Genomic DNA, 16,184 nt, shown 5'->3' on the forward strand with positions numbered 1-16,184 from the left:
ACCGACGGGCCGGAGGGGTCAGGAGCCGAGGTGCCCGCTGAGGCGGCGGTGGAATCCGGTGCTGCGTTCATCCAGGCCCTCGATCGTCACTGTCGCCCCGTGGTCGCGGTACTTCGTTTCGATGGAGTCGAGGGCGGCGACAGTGGAGGCGTCCCAAATCTGGGCACGGCTGAGGTTGATGGTTACCGACGCCGGATCTTCGGCGTAGGCAAAGTGTTCCACCAGGTCGTTGCTGCTGCCGAAGAAGAGTGGTCCCACCACGTCGTAGCGGACGCTGTCGCCGTCGTCCGCCAGCTTCCTGTCCACGCTGATGACGTGGGCCACCCGGCGCGCGAACAGCACCATGGCGAGGACCACGCCCACCAGGACGCCGTAGGCAAGGTTGCCGGTGAACACCACGACCGCCACCGTGACGCCCATGACGAGCGTCTCCGGCAGCGGCATCCGCTTCAGGGTGGACGGCTTGACGCTGTGCCAGTCGACTGTGGTGACGGCCACCACCATCATCACCGCGGCGAGGGCCACCATGGGAATCTGGCCCATGACCGAGCTAAGCCCCGTCACCAGCGCGAGCAGGAAGACTCCGGCGACAACCGTTGAGATGCGGGTGCGGGCCTGACCGGTCTTCACGTTGAGCACGGTCTGGCCGATCATCGCGCACCCGGCGATGCCGCCGTAGAAACCGGCAAGGATATTCGAGACGCCCAACGCCCAGGACTCGCGGCCCTTGTGCGACGGGGTGTCGGTAATGTCATCCACGAGTTTCGCGGTGAGGAGCGTTTCCATGAGCCCCACAAAGGCCACGCTCAGCGCAGTGGGCAGCATGAGCTGGAAGGTCTCAACGTTCACCGGGAAGAGGAACGGCGTAAACCCGGGCAGCTTGCCCGTCAGGGGCCCCTCATCGGAGACATTTGGGACGGCGAGGCCGGCAATAATCGCGATTGCGGTCACGACGACGATTGCCACCAATGGTGACGGGACCGCCTTGGTGAACCGCGGAAGGACAAAGATGATCGCAAACGTCAGGGCGAACAGGGCATAGGCGAGCCACGGAACGTTGAGGACGTGCGGCACCTGGGCCATGAAGATCAGCACACCCAGGGCATTGACGAACCCGATCATCACCGAGCGGGGAATGAACCGCATCAGGCGGGCCAGGCCGGCCAGGCCAAAGACCACCTGGATAACACCGGCCAGGAGCACTGTGGGCAGGACGTACTGCACGCCGTGCTCGTGCACCAGCGGGGCAATGACCAGGGCCACGGAACCGGCCGCGGCAGTGACTACTCCCGGCCGGCCGCCAAGGATGGACATCGCCAGGGCCAGCACGATGGAGGCGACAAGGCTGACCATCGGATCGACTCCCGCGACGATCGAGAAGGAGATGACCTCCGGGACCAGCGCGAGCGTTGTGACCATCCCGGCAAGGACCTCGCGGGACAGTTGCCGTGGAGAGCGCAGGGCGGTCAGTACGGTGATGGGTTGCCGGAAAGGGCGGGGGCGGCTAGCGACGGCCAAGGAGCGGCTCCAGGGACTCGGCTCTGTTGGGGAAGAGCGGTGGGGAACGTTTCTGCGCCACGCTGCGCACGGGTCCAGCCCGGTCATGGAAGACAATGGGTGGAGAAGGAAAGCACCGGCAACGTCCGGCTGCGTGTGCAACACTACCCTAACGTGAGGGTTGACCAGGGTTGGTGACGTAATGGTGAAGGAAATGACCGCCGAAGAAGTGGTGGCGACGATGCACATCGGCGAGCTCGCGGACCGGTCGCAGATGTCGTTGCGGACCATCCGGCATTACGACGAGGTGGGCCTGCTTAAACCGTCAGGCCGGACCGAGGGCGGCTTCCGCCTCTACACCGAACGCGACTTCACCCGCCTGCTGCTGATCCGCCGGATGAAGCCACTGGGATTCACCCTTGAGGCCATGGCCGGGCTCCTTCGGGTCATTGACGCGCTGGAAGCGTCCGAACCCGGCCAGGATGACACAGCCATCAGAGCCGAGCTGGACACCTTCATCGAGGAGGCCGCCCGGCGCCGCGCCAAGCTCGAGGAACAACTCGGCATGGCCGATGAGTTCCTGGCGCTCCTCCACGCCCAATAGGGCTTCGCAAAAACTGTGGGCAGCCTCCCTGCGGCAGACCGGAGCAGCAGCAAAGCCGGCTGATAAAATGGGCGGGTTGCAGGGCGGCCTTTTCTCGCTGGTCCAGCCAGCGCCGCAACCAGGTAGGGGACCAGACACAATCATGACGGCAGGCGGGTCACACCTCCGGACTTCGGAAAGCCGGCCGGGCACACCGGCAACGGCGTCCGCGCCGGCCAAAGGACGTGCCTATCTCGCCACCATCGAAGGCTTCATCGGCTCCCTCATGATGTTCGTGGGCTCCATCGGCACAGGGTGGATCGCCAACGGCTCACCCATGATCCGCCAGCCCGTGGTCATCGCCCTGCGCACCGAAGGCTGGGGCGTCACGGTGTCCACCTTCCTCCTCACGCTCGGCGCCATGCTCCTGATGCGCTCCTGGCTGCGCCTGGGCCAACGGCTCGCGGACTGGGGCAGCAAATCCCTGCGGTCCGTGGTGATTGCAGTGTCCGCGTGGTCGCTGCCGCTGATCTTCTGCGTCCCCGTGTTTTCCCGCGACGTCTACGCTTACACCGGCCAGGGACGGCTGGTCCAGGAAGGCCAGAACCCGTACGAGGTGGGAATCTCCACCCTCAACAACTGGTTCGCGCTTGGCGCCGATCCCGCGTGGGCGGAAAACCGGACACCTTACGGCCCGTACTTCCTCTGGCTCGCCCGCGGGGTGGTGGGGCTGACCGGGGCCCAGCCCGACGCGTCCGTCCTGCTCTTCCGCCTGCTGGCCGGCGTCGGCGTGCTGCTCTGCGTCATCTACGTGCCCAAGCTCGCCGAACTGCATGGCATCAACGGTGCCCGGGCGCTGTGGATCACGGTGGCCAACCCGCTGTTCCTGATCAGCTTCATCGCCAGCGCCCACAATGACGCCCTGATGGTGGGCCTGGCGGTCGCCGGCGTGTACTTCGCAGCCACCCGGCGCTATCTGGTCGGCATCCTGCTGGTCACCGCCTCGATCGGCATCAAGCCCATCACCGTGCTCCTGCTGCCGTTCATCGGGGTGATGTGGGCCGGACCGTCGGCGTCGTGGCTGCGGAAGTTCCTCATGTGGGGTGCCACGGCAGGCATCAGCCTGGCCGTCCTGCTGCTGAGCGGCATCCCGTACAACCTCGGCATGGGCTGGACGTGGGCCATCCTGGACACCACCCCCGGCTACACCGGCTACTCACCTTCAGGGTTCCTGGGGCAGCAGGTGGAGTTCCTCGCCAACGTCCTCGGACTGCCCGGCGGGACCTTCGCCACGTGGCTTCGGACCGGCATGAAGTGGACCGCAATCGGGCTGGTGCTGCTGCTCATGTTCCGCGGCGACTACTCGCGGGCGGTGCGCCGGATGGCGCTGGCATTCACAGCCGTAGTGATGCTTTCGCCCATCATCCAGCCTTGGTACATCCTGTGGTTCCTGCCGTTCCTGGCCGTCACCGGGATCCGCGACGACTGGCAGATCCGGTCCCTGTACGTGGGCGTCACGTTCTTCGTGGTGTTCGGTGCCCAGGACCAGCTCTCCGTCTGGGGCTTCGTGGAACTGCCCATCCCGCCGTCGTCGCTGGCGTTCGTCACCGCGCTGGCCTTTACGTTCTACCTTCTATTCCTCGACGTGCATACACGCAAGCTGCTCATCGAGGGGCGTCCGCTGGACCTGGCCCGCACGGGTTGGCAGTGGGTGGCGGAACGCCGGGCCGCGCGCCGCGCGAACGGGGACGCTGGCGCCAAGGCAAGTGCCGCCGTCGGGACCGCCGACGGCGCGCACACCCAGAATCCGGAGACGGCAGACCGGACGTCCGTGGACCAGGCCGAAAGGGGCTAAGCCCCGGCAGGCACCGGTGCGGAGTTCTTCCGGCCCAGCTCGGCCGTCCGCTTGACCGACCACCACAGCAGGACTACCAGCAAGACGTTGCGGGTGGTCAGGATGGCTGCCATGACCGGGTGGGCGTGGATCAGCGGGGTGTAGAACAGCGGGTAGATCACGAACGTTGTCATGGCGATGCCCATCAGCAGCGCCGCGGGGACCTTCCACCGGTCCCAGTCGTGCGCGAGGCCGGCGATGATCACCGGAGCCAGCCAGATGATGAACTGCGGCGAGCCCACCTTGTTGAACACGATGAAGGCGGTGACCATCATCAGGGACCCTTCGAGGAACAGTTCCTCGCGTTCGGCGCCCCGCTTCAATGCGCGGACCAGCAAGACGGCAGCCACCACGGCCGCGAGGATCAGCAGCGGCTGCATGAGGAACGCGGCGGTGCTGGCGCCCGGGCCGTAGACCTCGGTGGAGTTGATGGCCGTGTTGTCCGCCATTTTGGATCCGGCAATATTGAAGACGCTCAGCCACACCCACGGGGTGGAGAAAGTGGCTTCGAGCTGCATCCCGCGTTCGCCCTGGTTCAGGAGGAAGTCCATGATGTGCGGCAGGCCGCCGGAGAGCCACGTTCCCAAGGCCACGACGGCGGTGACGCCGGCGCCGGCCAGGACCACCTGGATGCGCTTGCGGCTGGCAATCACGATGGGAGCCAGGACGGCCGCTGGCCACACCTTGATCCACGTGGCGATGCTGAGCAGGACGCCGGCAACGACCGGGCGCTCCGCGGCATACAGCAGCGCGATGAGCACGATCGGGGCGGTGATGCCTTCCACCCGCGCGAAGCTGAGGTAGCCCATGAAGATGGTGAAGAACAGCCACCACCACGCCGGGGCGATGCCGCTGACCCTGCGCGGCCCGCGCGTCAGGTACAGGATCCCGACGGCGTTGAGGGCCGTGATGATCAGGAACCACATCAGCAGGTAGAGGCTGGGCCCCGCGATGTTCGCCAGGAAGATGGGCAGCTGGGCCAGTACGGGGTAGACCCAGGGACTGATCTTGCCGTCCAGGTCCTGTGGGTTGTAGCCGTCCGTGGCCCACTGGCGGTACTGCTCCGTGTCGCTGAAGGTGTCGCCGTTCAGGAAGAAGGACGCCATCCAGCCAAGGAAGTACAGGTGCACGACGGCGAATCCCCACCACACGCTGGACGGCCTGGCGAACCAGTCCACCACCTTCGCCGGGAGCAGCCTGGTGCGGACACTGACCAGGCGGTCAAAGAACGTCGTGGAAATGTCAGGACTCCTTCAGCGCAGGAGCGGATGCCGGGGTTTTCCTGCCCAGCAGGTACACCCGGCGGACGCTCCACAGGAACAGGACCACCAGCAGGACGTTGCGGATGGTCAGCACCAGCGCCATCCACGGGTTGTTGTGGCTGAGGGCGTCGTAAAAAAGCGGGTAGATGAAGTAGGTGGCCACCGCGATGGCAATCAGCATTACCGCGGGGACGCGCCATTCACGCCAGCTGTGCGCCAGGCCTACGGCGACGGCGGGGCCCAGCCACACCATGAACTGCGGGGAGCCCACCTTGTTGAAAACCACGAATGCTGCGGCGAGGGCGAGGGCGCCGGCCAGGAGCAGCTCGGTCCGGTCCACGCCGCCGGCCACCTTGTGCTGCTTGCCGTTGTGGAGCGCCCAGAAGGTCATGCCCGCCACCACGAGGGCTGCCAGGATCAGCAGCGGCTGCATCAGCACGGACATGGTGGCCGTTCCGGGACCGTCCACCTGCATGGAGTTGATGTCCGTGTTCATGTACATGCGGGAGCCGTCCACATTCAGGACGGACAGCCAGAGCCACGGGGTGGTGAAGGTGGCTTCGAGCTGCATGCCGCGGTCGCCCTGCTGGGTGAGGAAGTTCAGCAGCTTGGAAACGCTGCCCAGGGCGGCCGCCAGCGCGACGACTGCCGCTGACGTCGCCAGGCCGGCCAGGACCACCACCACCCGGTTCTTGACCACGGCGAAGAGGGCCAGCATGACGGCCGCCGGCCATACTTTCACCCAGGTGCCGATGGCCAGCAGGACGGAGGCGATGAACGGCCGGCCCACGCCATAGGCCAGGGCCACCAGGACCAGCGGAGCCGTGAGGCCGTCCACCCGGGCGAAGCCGAGCCAGCCCATCAGGAAGGTGAAGGCCAGCCACCACCAGCCCGCGGGGATGGCATCTGTGTTGCGGCCGCGTTCGGTCAGTTTGAGCAGGGCCCAGCCGTTGAGGAGGGTGGTCATGAGGACCCAGAGGAAGAAGAACGGCCCCGGCCCGGCGGCCCCGGCGATGGCCATGGGGATGAGCGCGAGGATCGGGTAGACCCAAGGGCTGGGGCCACCGGACAGATTGGCATCGTTGAACCCGGCCATGGCCCAGTCGCGGTAGATGAACGTATCGCTGAAGGCCTCACCCCGCAGCGACAGAAAGGCGGCGAAAATAAGGAAAACCAGGTGCACCACGATGAATCCGCCCAGCAATCCGCGAGGTGTGTTCAGCACCGCTCGGGCCTTGGAAGGGAGGATGACGTTGCGGATCCGGGTGAGATTGCCGAAGAAAGCGTCCGTGGAAATGGCGGGATCCTTGTCAGGTCGTGGCGCACGTAAGTTGTTGAGCGGATGGCTGGACGCTGCCGCAGGGCAGGCGCACAGCGGCGTCGTTCAAGAACATTGAAGGGCCTGGAACAGTATCCGCCCGGCTTCAACTCTAATTCACGGCCATTGTCCGCCGTAATTGTAATAACCTTGGAAAGCGTTATCCCTGGCCTGACCTGCGGTATTTTTCTAAAGTTGCTGGCGGCGGATGTGTCATGCACCATAGTGCCCAGGCACTGCAGCCTTGGGGAGCGCAGCTGTTCCACTCCTATCCGCACCATCCCTAAGGCACAACCAATGAACTTTCCCCTGACCTTCACCGTCTCCGACCGCCAGAGCATGGACAACCAACTGGACGCCGCCGTCTCCGTGGCCAGGAAGCATGCAATGGACAGCCGGCACGGCATCCTGGTAACCCGCCACGGAGTGAACAAGTTCACCGTGGCACTCAGCGACGCCGTCCCCTTCGGCATCACGCAGGAACTCCAGGCCTGGTAGGGGCTTTCCCTCATTCCTGAATCACACGAACAAGCCCCGGTCCTCTCGGTCCGGGGCTTGTTTTTGTATGGGGCCCCGTCACGCCGGGCACGCTTCTGGGTAATGCCCGACGGCGGGTGGCCGGATTGCCGGGGATTGTTCGGGTGGGGTGGGGTGAAAGGGTGCTGTGCGTGACGCGGTGCTGCTGGGTCGGTGCGTGAGCTTGTCGAAGCCTGGTCCCGACGGGCTCAACCGCAGAGGGCGTTTACTGGCTGGCGTAGGGGTCTGCGATGCCGATGTATTGGGTGGTGGTGTATTCGGCGATGCCTTCGGAACCGCCTTCACGGCCGAGTCCGGACTGTTTGACGCCGCCGAAGGGGGCTGCAGCGTTGGAGATGACGCCGGCGTTGAAGCCGACCATGCCGAATTCGATCTGCTCTGCCACGCGGAGGAGCCGGTTGAAGTCGCGGCTGTAGAGGTAGGAGGCGAGCCCGTACTCAGAGGCGTTGGCCAGCCGGATGGCGTCTTCTTCGCTGCTGAAGGTGGTGACGGGGGCGACGGGCCCGAAGATTTCCTCGCCAAGGATCGCGGCGTTGTTGGGGACGTTGGCAAGGACGGTTGGCTGGTAGAAGTACCCGGGTCCGTCCACGGGGGCGCCGCCGGTCACGGCCACGGCCCCGGCGTCGACGGCGGCACTGACCAGGGCGTGGACGTCATCGCGGGCGCCGCCGTCAATCAAAGGCCCGACCTTGGTGTCGGGGTGGGTGCCGCGTCCGGTGGTGAGGGCTGCCATGGCGGCTGCGAATTTGCGGGTGAATTCCTGGGCGACGGATTCGTGGACGAGGAACCGGTTGGCGGCGGTGCAGGCTTCGCCCATGTTCCGCATCTTCGCGGCCATCGCCCCTTCGACGGCGGCATCCAGGTCGGCGTCGTCGAACACGATGAAGGGGGCGTTCCCGCCGAGCTCCATCGAGGTGCGAAGCACGTTCTGCGCGGCGTCGGCTATGAGCCGCTTGCCCACGGGGGTGGAGCCGGTGAAGGAGACCTTCCGCAGGCGGGGGTCGGACAGGAGGGGCCCGGAGATGCCTGAGGCGGAGGAGGAGGCGACGACGTTGAGGACTCCGGCGGGCAGGCCGGCGTCGAGCATGGTCTGGGCGAAGTACTGGGCGGTGAGCGGGGTCAGCTTCGCAGGCTTCAACACCATGGTGCAGCCGGCGGCGACGGCGGGGGCTACTTTGCGGGTGGCCATGGCGAGCGGGAAGTTCCACGGCGTGATGAGCAGGCAGGGGCCCACGGGTTTGTGCTGGACGAGGATCTTGTTCTTGCCCTCGGGGGTGGTGAGGTAGCGGCCGTAGTCGCGGACGGTTTCTTCGGAGAACCAGCGGAGGAATTCGGCGCCGTAGGTCACTTCGCCGCGGGCTTCGGCCAGGGGCTTGCCCATTTCCAGGGTCATCAGGAGGGCGAAGTCCTCGGCGCGTTCGGTGACCAGGTCAAAGGCACGGCGCAGGATCTCGGACCGCACCCTCGGCGCGGTGCGCGCCCAGCCGGCCTGGGCGGCGTCGGCCGCATCCAAAGCGGCGGCCGCATCTGCGCTGGTGGCGGACGCGAGCGTGGCGAGGACCTCGCCTGTGGCGGGATCGTGCACGTCGAAAGTGCCGCCGTCGGATGCGTCCCGCCACTCACCGTTGATCAACAGGCCGGTGGGCACCGAGGCAAGCAGGGACGCCTCACGCTCCGGCGAGACGGCAGGGGACAGGGCGGTAGTAGTCATGGTGCTCCTTGAAAAGGTCGTGGACAGGTGGTTGAGCCTGTCGACAGCTTCGACAGGCTCAACCACCGGGGGGGTTATGGCTGGGGCGTGAGGATTTTGTTGAGGTCGCTTTGGGTGACCGAGCGGGTCCGGTCGAACCGGGGGTCGTTCCGGAGTTCCTTGACCAGGCCGACGCCAAGGAGGGCGACGATCACCGTGAACGGCAGGGCCGAGAGCATGGCCGCCTGTTGGAGGGCGCCCAGGCCGCCCACGATCAGCAGCACCACGGCACACAGGCCGGTCAGCAGTCCCCACGTGGTCAGCACCGGCTTGGTGGGTTCGAGTGTCCCGCGGGAGGACATCATGCTCAGCACGAAGGTGTTCGCATCGGCGCCGGAGACGAAGTACATCACCACCAGGATGATGGCCACGATGGACGTCAGGCCGGACAGCGGAAGTTCAGCGAGTGTGGCGAAGAAGGCCGAGTTGACGTCGTCGAGGGCAGCTGCGCCGATCTGGCCGCCGTTTTCCATGTCGAACTTGATGGCCGTGCCGCCGAAGATGGTGAACCAGACGAAGAAGACGACGCTGGGCACGATCATGACGCCGGCCACGAACTCGCGAATGGTGCGGCCCTTGGAGATCTTGGCCAGGAACACGCCCACGAAGGCGCCCCAGCTCAGCCACCAGGCCATCATGAAGTAGGTCCACCACTGCATCCACTGGACATCCTCCGGCGTGCCCGGGGTGAGCAGGCTGACGGCGAAGAAGCTGCTCAGGTATTCACCGAGTGAGCGGAAGAAGAGGTTGGAGATGAAGTTGGTGGGGCCGGTGAACAGCACATAGAGCCCCAGGCCGACGGACAGCACCATGGTTCCCTGGCTCAGGTACTTGACGCCGCGGTGGACGCCGGAGAGGGCTGAGAGGGTGAAGATGACGGTGATGACGGCGATGATGAGGATCTGCCCGAACAGGCTGGAGGGAATGCCGAAGACGCGGTTGACGCCCTCGCCGATCTGCGAAGCACCGAGACCCAGTGACGTGGTGGTCCCGAACAGGGTGGCGATGATGGCAAAGACGTCGATCATCTTGCCGAACCAGCCGTCCACCATCTTGCCGAAAATCGGGCGCAGCATCGGCGACACCAGCCCGGGGTTGTTGCGGCAGTGGGTGGAGTACGCGATGGCCAGGCCGAAGACCCCGAAGACGGCCCAGGCGTGCGGGCCCCAGTCGAAGTAGGAGAACTGCATGGCGCGGACTGCTGCTTCCATGGTTCCGGCCTGGGCCAGGCCGTGCGGCGGGGAAGCGAAGTGCGAGATTGGTTCCGCGACGCCGTAGCTGATGAGTCCGATGCCCATGACCGCCGAAAGGATCATCGCCAGCCAGGCCCAGGTGCTGAATTCCGGCTTGCTGTCCTGGGCGCCGAGGCGGATGCGGCCGAACCGGCTGATGGCGATGTAAATGAGCAGGCCGATGCAGCCGAGGGTCACCACCAGGTAGCTCCAGCCGACGCTCTGCGCCACCCAGTCCATTGCCGCGGTCATGACCGTACTGAGGCTGCTGGGGGAGAAGGAGGCCCAGGCCGTGAAGGCTCCGATGAGCCCCACCGAGGTCCAGAAAACGGACCCGGGCCTTCCCCGGAGCCGGTCTGCCTTGGCCAGCGCGCTTTCGATGTGCGGGCCCCCGCCGTTGGGGGAGTTAAGGATGGTAGGGCTTGCGCCCGTGCCTGAGCTTGAAGTGTCCATCAGGTCCTCGGCATTGTGTGTGTGGGTCATGGGGTACTCCAGATGCAACGCTGCATGGGGTTGAAGTTGATGGTTCCCGGACGGGGCTCCCGGGTGCCCGGTCCGCCGGCTGTGGGGCGGACCGGGACGCTGATGGCACCTGAGGGTCAGAGTTCCTCGAGCTGCGCACCGTCAAAGAAGTGGCCGGCCTTGTAGATCATGGGATCCACATCGGCCACCTCGGCGTGCCGGACCCGGCCGACGAAGATGGTGTGGGTTTTGGCCTGGAAGCGTTCCTTGATCTCCGCTTCGAGTGACGCGGCGGACCCGTCGATGAGCGGCACGCCGTTGGGGCCGGTATGCCATTCCAGGTCGGCGAACTTGTCCGGAGTTTTGGAGGCGAAGGTCTGGACGGTTCCCAGCTGGTTGTTGCTGAGGATGTTGATCCCGAAGTGGGATGACTGGAACAGGGCGGGGTAGGTGGAGGACGTCTTCTGGACGCAGACCAGGACCAGGGGCGGGTCCAGGGAAATTGAGGCATAGGAATTGGCTGCCAGTCCCCGGGGGTTGCCTTCTTCGTCAACGGTGGTCACCACGGTGACGCCGGTGATGAACTGCCGGTTGAACCCCTTCATGATGTCCAGCGGCAGGTTGCCGGACAGATTGTCGACGACGACCTCCGGGGTCTCGTCCTCGAAGGCGGAGCTGAGGGACGGGATGCCCACGTGGGCCAGGAGTTCGACGGCGTCCCAGGTCACCTGTTCGTGGGCGATACGCCCGTCACGGAGGGTGAGGGCGTTCGACCCTCGGGTCTCCACGACGCGTCCTGTGGGCGGGACGCCGCGGAGCGGTTGGGTAAAGGTTCCGGTGGACTTCCAGAAGATGGCCATGTCGTCGCCGTTGGCGATGACCTTCTCGATGCGGGTGGTCAGGTCCGGGAAGGCGGACCGGACATCGAGGATTTCCTGCTGCAGTTCCTTCAGTCCGGACACCTTCCCGGTGCCGGTGCTTTCGCGCTGGTAGTCAGGGGTGACGATGGCGTCGAATGCGGTGACGTCGCCCTCGTCCCACGCTGCTGTCCAGGCGGCCGATACAGAGTCGTTGATTGTCTGTTGCATGCCACAACGGTAGGACGGAGTGTGATCTGCGTCAATAGGGAACTCAAAATTTGCCTAGAAACAGGGAAATAGATCGAACCCTTGACGGGCTTCTTGTATGCAACGTAGGGTTGATGCATGCAAGAAGTCATCCAGTTGCGGAAAGCCGCACAGACGTCCGTCAGCCAGGTCAGCCTTCTGGACAAGCTGCGGAAGTTGGTCCTCAGCGGTGAGTACCCGCCCGGTGCTCCGCTGCCTGAACTGTTCCTGGCCGAGGAGTTCGACGTGAGCCGCACGCCGGTACGCGAAGCCCTGAAGCAGCTGGAAAACGAGGGCCTGGTGGAGATCCGGCCCAAGGTGGGAACCTTCGTCCGGATCCCCACGCGGCGCGAAATCGTCGAGCTCTTCCAGCTGAAGGAGAGCCTCGAGGGCCTGGCCGCCAGTCTCCTCGCCCGGCGCGGCCCGGTTCCGGAGATGGACATCCTCAAGCGCAACATCGAGGAGTCCGAGCGGGCGGAACGGAACGCGGACAGCGTTAAGTACGCGGAGCTTGTCCACGAGTTCCACTGGACCATTGTCCGGGGCTCAGACAACTCCAAGCTCGTGGAGCACTACGGGCGCCTCATGAACCAGCTTGCCTACCACCGGATCGTGCTCAAGACCGTTGAGCGTCCCGCCCGCATGCGTGCCTCCATCCGTGAGCACCAGTCGGTGATCGACGCACTCCTGGAAAAGGATCCCGTGGGCGCCGAACTCGCCATGCGCGGCCACGTCAATGCGTCCAGCCTCGCCGCCGCCCGCGGCACGGACGCCGGCGCGCCAACAGATGCTTAGTGACCCGAGAGGAACCCCATGACCGCCATTAGCTCCCCAAAGAAGGGTTGAACTGTGCCTGAAACCGCTTTGTCCCCCGTCGCTGAGGGAACCAGCCCTGCATCAACACTTGAAGAACTCGCCAGGGAACTCGGGGTCCGCAAGGTCACCGTGCTCACCGAGGAGATCCTGCGGGACGGCTCCGGCGCCCTGGCCACCAGCGTGACCAGGGCGGCTGCCGCCGCCGTCGTCCGCAACCCGTGGGCCGGATCCGCCGTCTCCACCGATCTTGCGCCCGAAACTGAACGCCTCGCTCCCGTGCTCGCCAAAATCCTCACGGACCGGCTCACGGAAGCCCTGGGAGGCGCCGGCGAGATCGAGGCCTTCGGCAAGTCCGCCGTCGTAGGCCTCAAAGGCGAGGTGGAACACGCCGCAGCGCTGATCCACACCCCGTTCTTCGGCAACCTGGTCCGCGAATTCCTCGAAGGCACCTCAATCCTGTCTTTCTCGGACGACCGTGCCGAGCCCGGTAACACCATCGCCGTGCCCATGTGGCACAAGGAAGCCGCTTCCACCCGCAGCCACTACCAAACCCTGACGCTGAGCCTGAGCGATGCGCCCCACCCCAACGAAATAGTCGTGGTGGCCGCGGCTTCCACCGGCTCGCGTCCGCATCCCCGCATCGGTGACCGCACCACCGACCGCCCCGTTACCGCCGAAATCCTGGAGGGAATCCTGTAATGAACATCCGTAAGATCGTCACCCTGTCCGAAGAAATCCTCACCGAGGGCGGCCGTCCCGTGACTCCCGGCGCCCGGGTGGCCATCGCCGTCGCCGTCGTGGAAAACCCGTGGGCCGGGCATGGATTCGTCGAGGACCTCACCGCCGGCATCGATGCCACCGCCTCGGACCTCGGCGCCCTCCTCACCCCCAAGGTCATCGAAGCCCTCGGCGCGCCCGTGGAGGCCTATGGGAAGGCGGCCATCGTCGGTATCGAAGGCGAGGTGGAACACGGCTCGGCACTGATCCACACCCTCAAGTTCGGCGATCACTACCGCAAGGCCGCGTCCGCCACCACGCTGCTGCCCGCCGTCGAGAAGCGTGCCCCCGCCGGCACCGTCTTCGACATCCCGATGAAGCACATCACTGACGCCACCATCCGTTCGCACCACCAGAGCGTGGAGGTCAGGGTTGCCGACGCGCCCCATCCCGGCGAAATCCTCATCGCGCTCGCCGCTTCCGCCCAGGGCCGGCCGCAGGAGCGCCTGGCACCGCTGTCCACGGAGCAGTGAGCCACGTGCCCGGGACGCCCGTTGCCCTCCTGCATGGCGTGGGCCTCGACGCCGGCATGTGGGAGCCGGTCCGGGACGCCCTCAAGCGTGACTCCGTGGCCCTTGACCTGCCCGGTCACGGGCGGCAGCCGGCGCTCACGGCACCCACCTCGCTGGCGGAACTGGCCGGGGATGTGCTGGACCGGCTTCCCGAAAGAAGCCACCTCGTGGGGTTCTCGCTCGGAGCCCTGATTGCGCAGTACATCGCCAGGTTCCACCCCGACCGGGTCGCGACCCTGACCTGCGTGAACTCGGTGTGCCGGCGCACGGAAGAGGAATCCGCAGCGGTCCTCACCAGGCTCGCCGCGGCGGAATCGGACTTCCCGGCAACCGTTGAGGCCAGCATCGACCGCTGGTACACCGGGACATCCGTTCCCGAAAGCGTCGTGGAAGCGACGCGACGCACCCTGGCGGGGAACGACGTCGGCTCCTTCGTCCACGCCTACCGCGTCTTCGCCACCGGGGACGCGGTCATCGGACCGGAGCTCGGCAAGATCACCATTCCTACCCTCGCCGTCACCGGTGAACTGGACCCCGGATCCACACCGGACATGACGCACCGCCTCGCCGCAGCAATCCCCGGCGCCAGGAGCCTCGTGGTACCCGGCGCACGGCACATGCTGCCGGTTCAGGACGCTGACGTCCTGGCCGGGGCAGTCAACGACTTCATCCAAGAATCCGAAGGAGAACGGGCATGACACTCCGACTCGACCACTTCATCGGGGGTACCTGGTCAGCTCCCGCCGCCGGTGAATACTTCCCCAGCACCAACCCTGCAACCCTCGAAACGCTGTACGAGGCAGCCCGGGGAACCGAAGAGGACGTCCGCCGCGCCGTGGCAGCGGCCAAGGAGGCCTTCGGGTCCCCGCTCTGGCGCGACCTCACGGCCACCAAGCGCGGACACCTGCTCCGCCGACTCGGGGACCTCATTGGCGAACACGCGGACGAGCTCGCCGAGCTGGAAACCCTGGACAACGGCAAGCTGCTGCGCGAGATGCGTGGACAGCTCGCCTCCCTGCCCGAGTACCTGTACTACTACGCCGGGCTCGCGGACAAGGTCCAGGGAAGCCAGATCCCCACCAACTCCATCACCATGCTGAACTACACCCAGCGCGAACCGCTCGGCGTGGTCGGCGCCATCACCCCATGGAACTCGCCGCTGACGCTGACCACGTCCAAGCTTGCTCCGGCGCTCGCGGCCGGCAACACCGTGGTGATCAAGCCCAGCGAGTACACGTCCCGGACCATCCTCCGCGTGGCCGAACTCGCCTCCGAGGCAGGGTTCCCGGACGGAGTGGTGAACGTGGTCACGGGGTTCGGCCAGGAAGCCGGCGCCGCGCTGGTCAGCCACCGCGACCTCGCCAAGATCTCCTTCACCGGTTCCACCCAGACCGGTGCCCGCATTGCCGCGGAGACGGCGTCGCGCTTCATCGGCTCCACCCTGGAGCTCGGCGGCAAGAGCCCCAACATCGTGTTCGAGGACGCGGACGTGTCCAACGCCGCGATGGGCGTCATCGCCGGGATCTTCGCCGCCGCCGGCCAGACCTGCATCGCCGGCAGCCGCGTCTTCGCCCACCGCAGCGTCTACGACGAACTCGTGGAGCGCGTCGCCGAGCGTGCGGCGTCGATCATCATCGGCGATCCGCGCCTGGCCACCACCGAACTCGGCCCGCTGGCCTTTGGTGCCCAGCTGGACAAAGTGAGCTCCTACGTGGACATCGGCGTCAGTGAAGGTGCCACGGTGCGGACCGGCGGCAAACGCCCGGATATCGAGCTCCCCGGCTACTTCTTCGCACCCACCGTGCTCACCGGCGTCGACAATTCCATGCGCGTGGTGCGCGAGGAAATCTTCGGCCCTGTCGCGGCGATCATGCCGTTCGACTCTGAGGACGAAGTGGTGGGCCTGGCCAATGACACCGAATACGGGCTCGCCGCGGGCATCTGGACACAGAACCTGGCACGCGCCCACCGGATGGCACGCCGCCTGGAAGCGGGGACGGTGTGGGTCAACACCTACCGCGCCATGTCCCCGATGTCCCCCCGCCAGGGCTTCAAAAACTCCGGCGTGGGCATCGAGCACGGCCTGGAATCAATGCACGAATACACCCGGCTCAAGAGCGTCTGGATCAACACGGATGAAGGCCCCGTCTCCGATCCGTTCGTCCTGCGCAGCTGAAAGGAACCCGCCATGCCGCTCATCGAAGTATCCATCGCCAGGGGCCGCAGCCCGGAACAGCTCCGCTCGCTGATCGATGAACTGCACCACGCAGCCGAGAAGGCCGTGGGCGCCGTACCCGAGAACACCACCGTCATCATCCGTGAAATCGAGCACGAACACTGGTCCCGCGGCAACCAGACCATTGCCGAACGCAACGCTGCAGCCCAGTAGCTGCAGCCACTAACCACGCGTGCGGCGGACACCGCCGCAGAACGAAGGA

At 65.9% G+C, this 16,184-nt stretch carries 15 protein-coding genes; 9 read left to right on the top strand and 6 right to left on the bottom strand.

The annotated features are described in order from the left end of the window. Positions 1–18: 18 nt before the first annotated feature. Entirely contained in the window at positions 19–1,518 is a 1,500-nt protein-coding gene (locus UC32_RS18290; protein WP_045732604.1) for a SulP family inorganic anion transporter, read from the bottom strand. Between the two features lie 193 nt (positions 1,519–1,711). On the opposite strand from UC32_RS18290, the gene UC32_RS18295 reads away from it, so the two are divergent. After that, complete coding sequence (locus tag UC32_RS18295) at positions 1,712–2,101, top strand: MerR family transcriptional regulator (protein ID WP_045732628.1); 390 nt, start codon at positions 1,712–1,714, stop codon at positions 2,099–2,101. 142 nt (positions 2,102–2,243) lie between these two features. Beyond that, the gene (mptB, locus tag UC32_RS18300) at positions 2,244–3,935 is read left to right on the top strand and encodes a polyprenol phosphomannose-dependent alpha 1,6 mannosyltransferase MptB (RefSeq protein ID WP_045732605.1); all 1,692 of its coding nucleotides are present in this window, start codon (positions 2,244–2,246) and stop codon (positions 3,933–3,935) included. Here mptB and UC32_RS18305 read toward each other — a convergent pair. Together UC32_RS18305 and UC32_RS18310 are read right to left on the bottom strand one after the other, a co-directional pair. After that, positions 3,932–5,155: a glycosyltransferase 87 family protein gene (locus tag UC32_RS18305; RefSeq protein ID WP_200896413.1), complete on the bottom strand. Its 1,224-nt coding sequence runs from the start codon at positions 5,153–5,155 to the stop codon at positions 3,932–3,934. The two genes, mptB and UC32_RS18305, sit on opposite strands and share 4 nt — an antisense overlap. Before the next feature lie 61 nt (positions 5,156–5,216). Continuing rightward, positions 5,217–6,497 carry a glycosyltransferase family 87 protein gene (locus UC32_RS18310; RefSeq protein ID WP_235423705.1) on the bottom strand — a complete coding sequence of 427 codons (1,281 nt, stop codon included), beginning with the start codon at positions 6,495–6,497 and terminating at the stop codon, positions 5,217–5,219. A 354-nt stretch (positions 6,498–6,851) separates the two neighbouring features. On the opposite strand from UC32_RS18310, the gene UC32_RS18315 reads away from it, so the two are divergent. Continuing rightward, positions 6,852–7,052: a hypothetical protein gene (locus UC32_RS18315; RefSeq protein ID WP_045732608.1), complete on the top strand. Its 201-nt coding sequence runs from the start codon at positions 6,852–6,854 to the stop codon at positions 7,050–7,052. Between the two features lie 244 nt (positions 7,053–7,296). On the opposite strand, the gene UC32_RS18320 is transcribed toward UC32_RS18315, so the two are convergent. The 3 genes from UC32_RS18320 to UC32_RS18330 all read right to left on the bottom strand — a co-directional run bounded on the left by UC32_RS18320 (position 7,297) and on the right by UC32_RS18330 (position 11,623). Next, positions 7,297–8,802 (bottom strand): NAD-dependent succinate-semialdehyde dehydrogenase, encoded by a 1,506-nt coding sequence (locus UC32_RS18320; protein ID WP_045732609.1) that lies wholly within the window; start codon positions 8,800–8,802, stop codon positions 7,297–7,299. A gap of 74 nt (positions 8,803–8,876) precedes the next feature. Next, positions 8,877–10,556, bottom strand: coding sequence for a BCCT family transporter (locus UC32_RS18325; RefSeq protein WP_045732610.1), 1,680 nt, complete (start codon positions 10,554–10,556; stop codon positions 8,877–8,879). A 116-nt stretch (positions 10,557–10,672) separates the two neighbouring features. Beyond that, positions 10,673–11,623, bottom strand: a complete 951-nt coding sequence (locus UC32_RS18330) for a flavin reductase (protein WP_045732611.1) — start codon at positions 11,621–11,623, stop codon at positions 10,673–10,675. 117 nt (positions 11,624–11,740) lie between these two features. On the opposite strand from UC32_RS18330, the gene UC32_RS18335 reads away from it, so the two are divergent. From UC32_RS18335 to UC32_RS18360, 6 genes are read left to right on the top strand one after another with little or no spacing between them, the layout of a single operon-like run. Next, positions 11,741–12,436 carry a GntR family transcriptional regulator gene (locus UC32_RS18335; protein WP_045732612.1) on the top strand — a complete coding sequence of 232 codons (696 nt, stop codon included), beginning with the start codon at positions 11,741–11,743 and terminating at the stop codon, positions 12,434–12,436. 54 nt (positions 12,437–12,490) lie between these two features. Continuing rightward, entirely contained in the window at positions 12,491–13,156 is a 666-nt protein-coding gene (locus UC32_RS18340; protein ID WP_200896414.1) for an amino acid synthesis family protein, read from the top strand. Continuing rightward, complete coding sequence (locus UC32_RS18345) at positions 13,156–13,707, top strand: amino acid synthesis family protein (RefSeq protein WP_045732613.1); 552 nt, start codon at positions 13,156–13,158, stop codon at positions 13,705–13,707. The genes UC32_RS18340 and UC32_RS18345 overlap by 1 nt, the downstream gene beginning before the upstream one ends. Next, positions 13,704–14,444 (top strand): alpha/beta fold hydrolase, encoded by a 741-nt coding sequence (locus UC32_RS18350; RefSeq protein WP_152642662.1) that lies wholly within the window; start codon positions 13,704–13,706, stop codon positions 14,442–14,444. Before UC32_RS18345 ends, UC32_RS18350 begins: the two co-directional genes overlap by 4 nt. Continuing rightward, positions 14,441–15,922 (top strand): aldehyde dehydrogenase, encoded by a 1,482-nt coding sequence (locus UC32_RS18355; RefSeq protein WP_045732614.1) that lies wholly within the window; start codon positions 14,441–14,443, stop codon positions 15,920–15,922. Before UC32_RS18350 ends, UC32_RS18355 begins: the two co-directional genes overlap by 4 nt. Positions 15,923–15,934: 12 nt before the next feature. Further along, positions 15,935–16,135, top strand: a complete 201-nt coding sequence (locus UC32_RS18360) for a tautomerase family protein (protein ID WP_012630825.1) — start codon at positions 15,935–15,937, stop codon at positions 16,133–16,135. The last annotated feature ends 49 nt before the right edge of the window (positions 16,136–16,184 follow it).

The sequence above is a fragment of the Pseudarthrobacter chlorophenolicus genome (assembly GCF_000962805.1).
Classification (GTDB): Bacteria; Actinomycetota; Actinomycetes; order Actinomycetales; family Micrococcaceae; genus Arthrobacter; species Arthrobacter chlorophenolicus_A.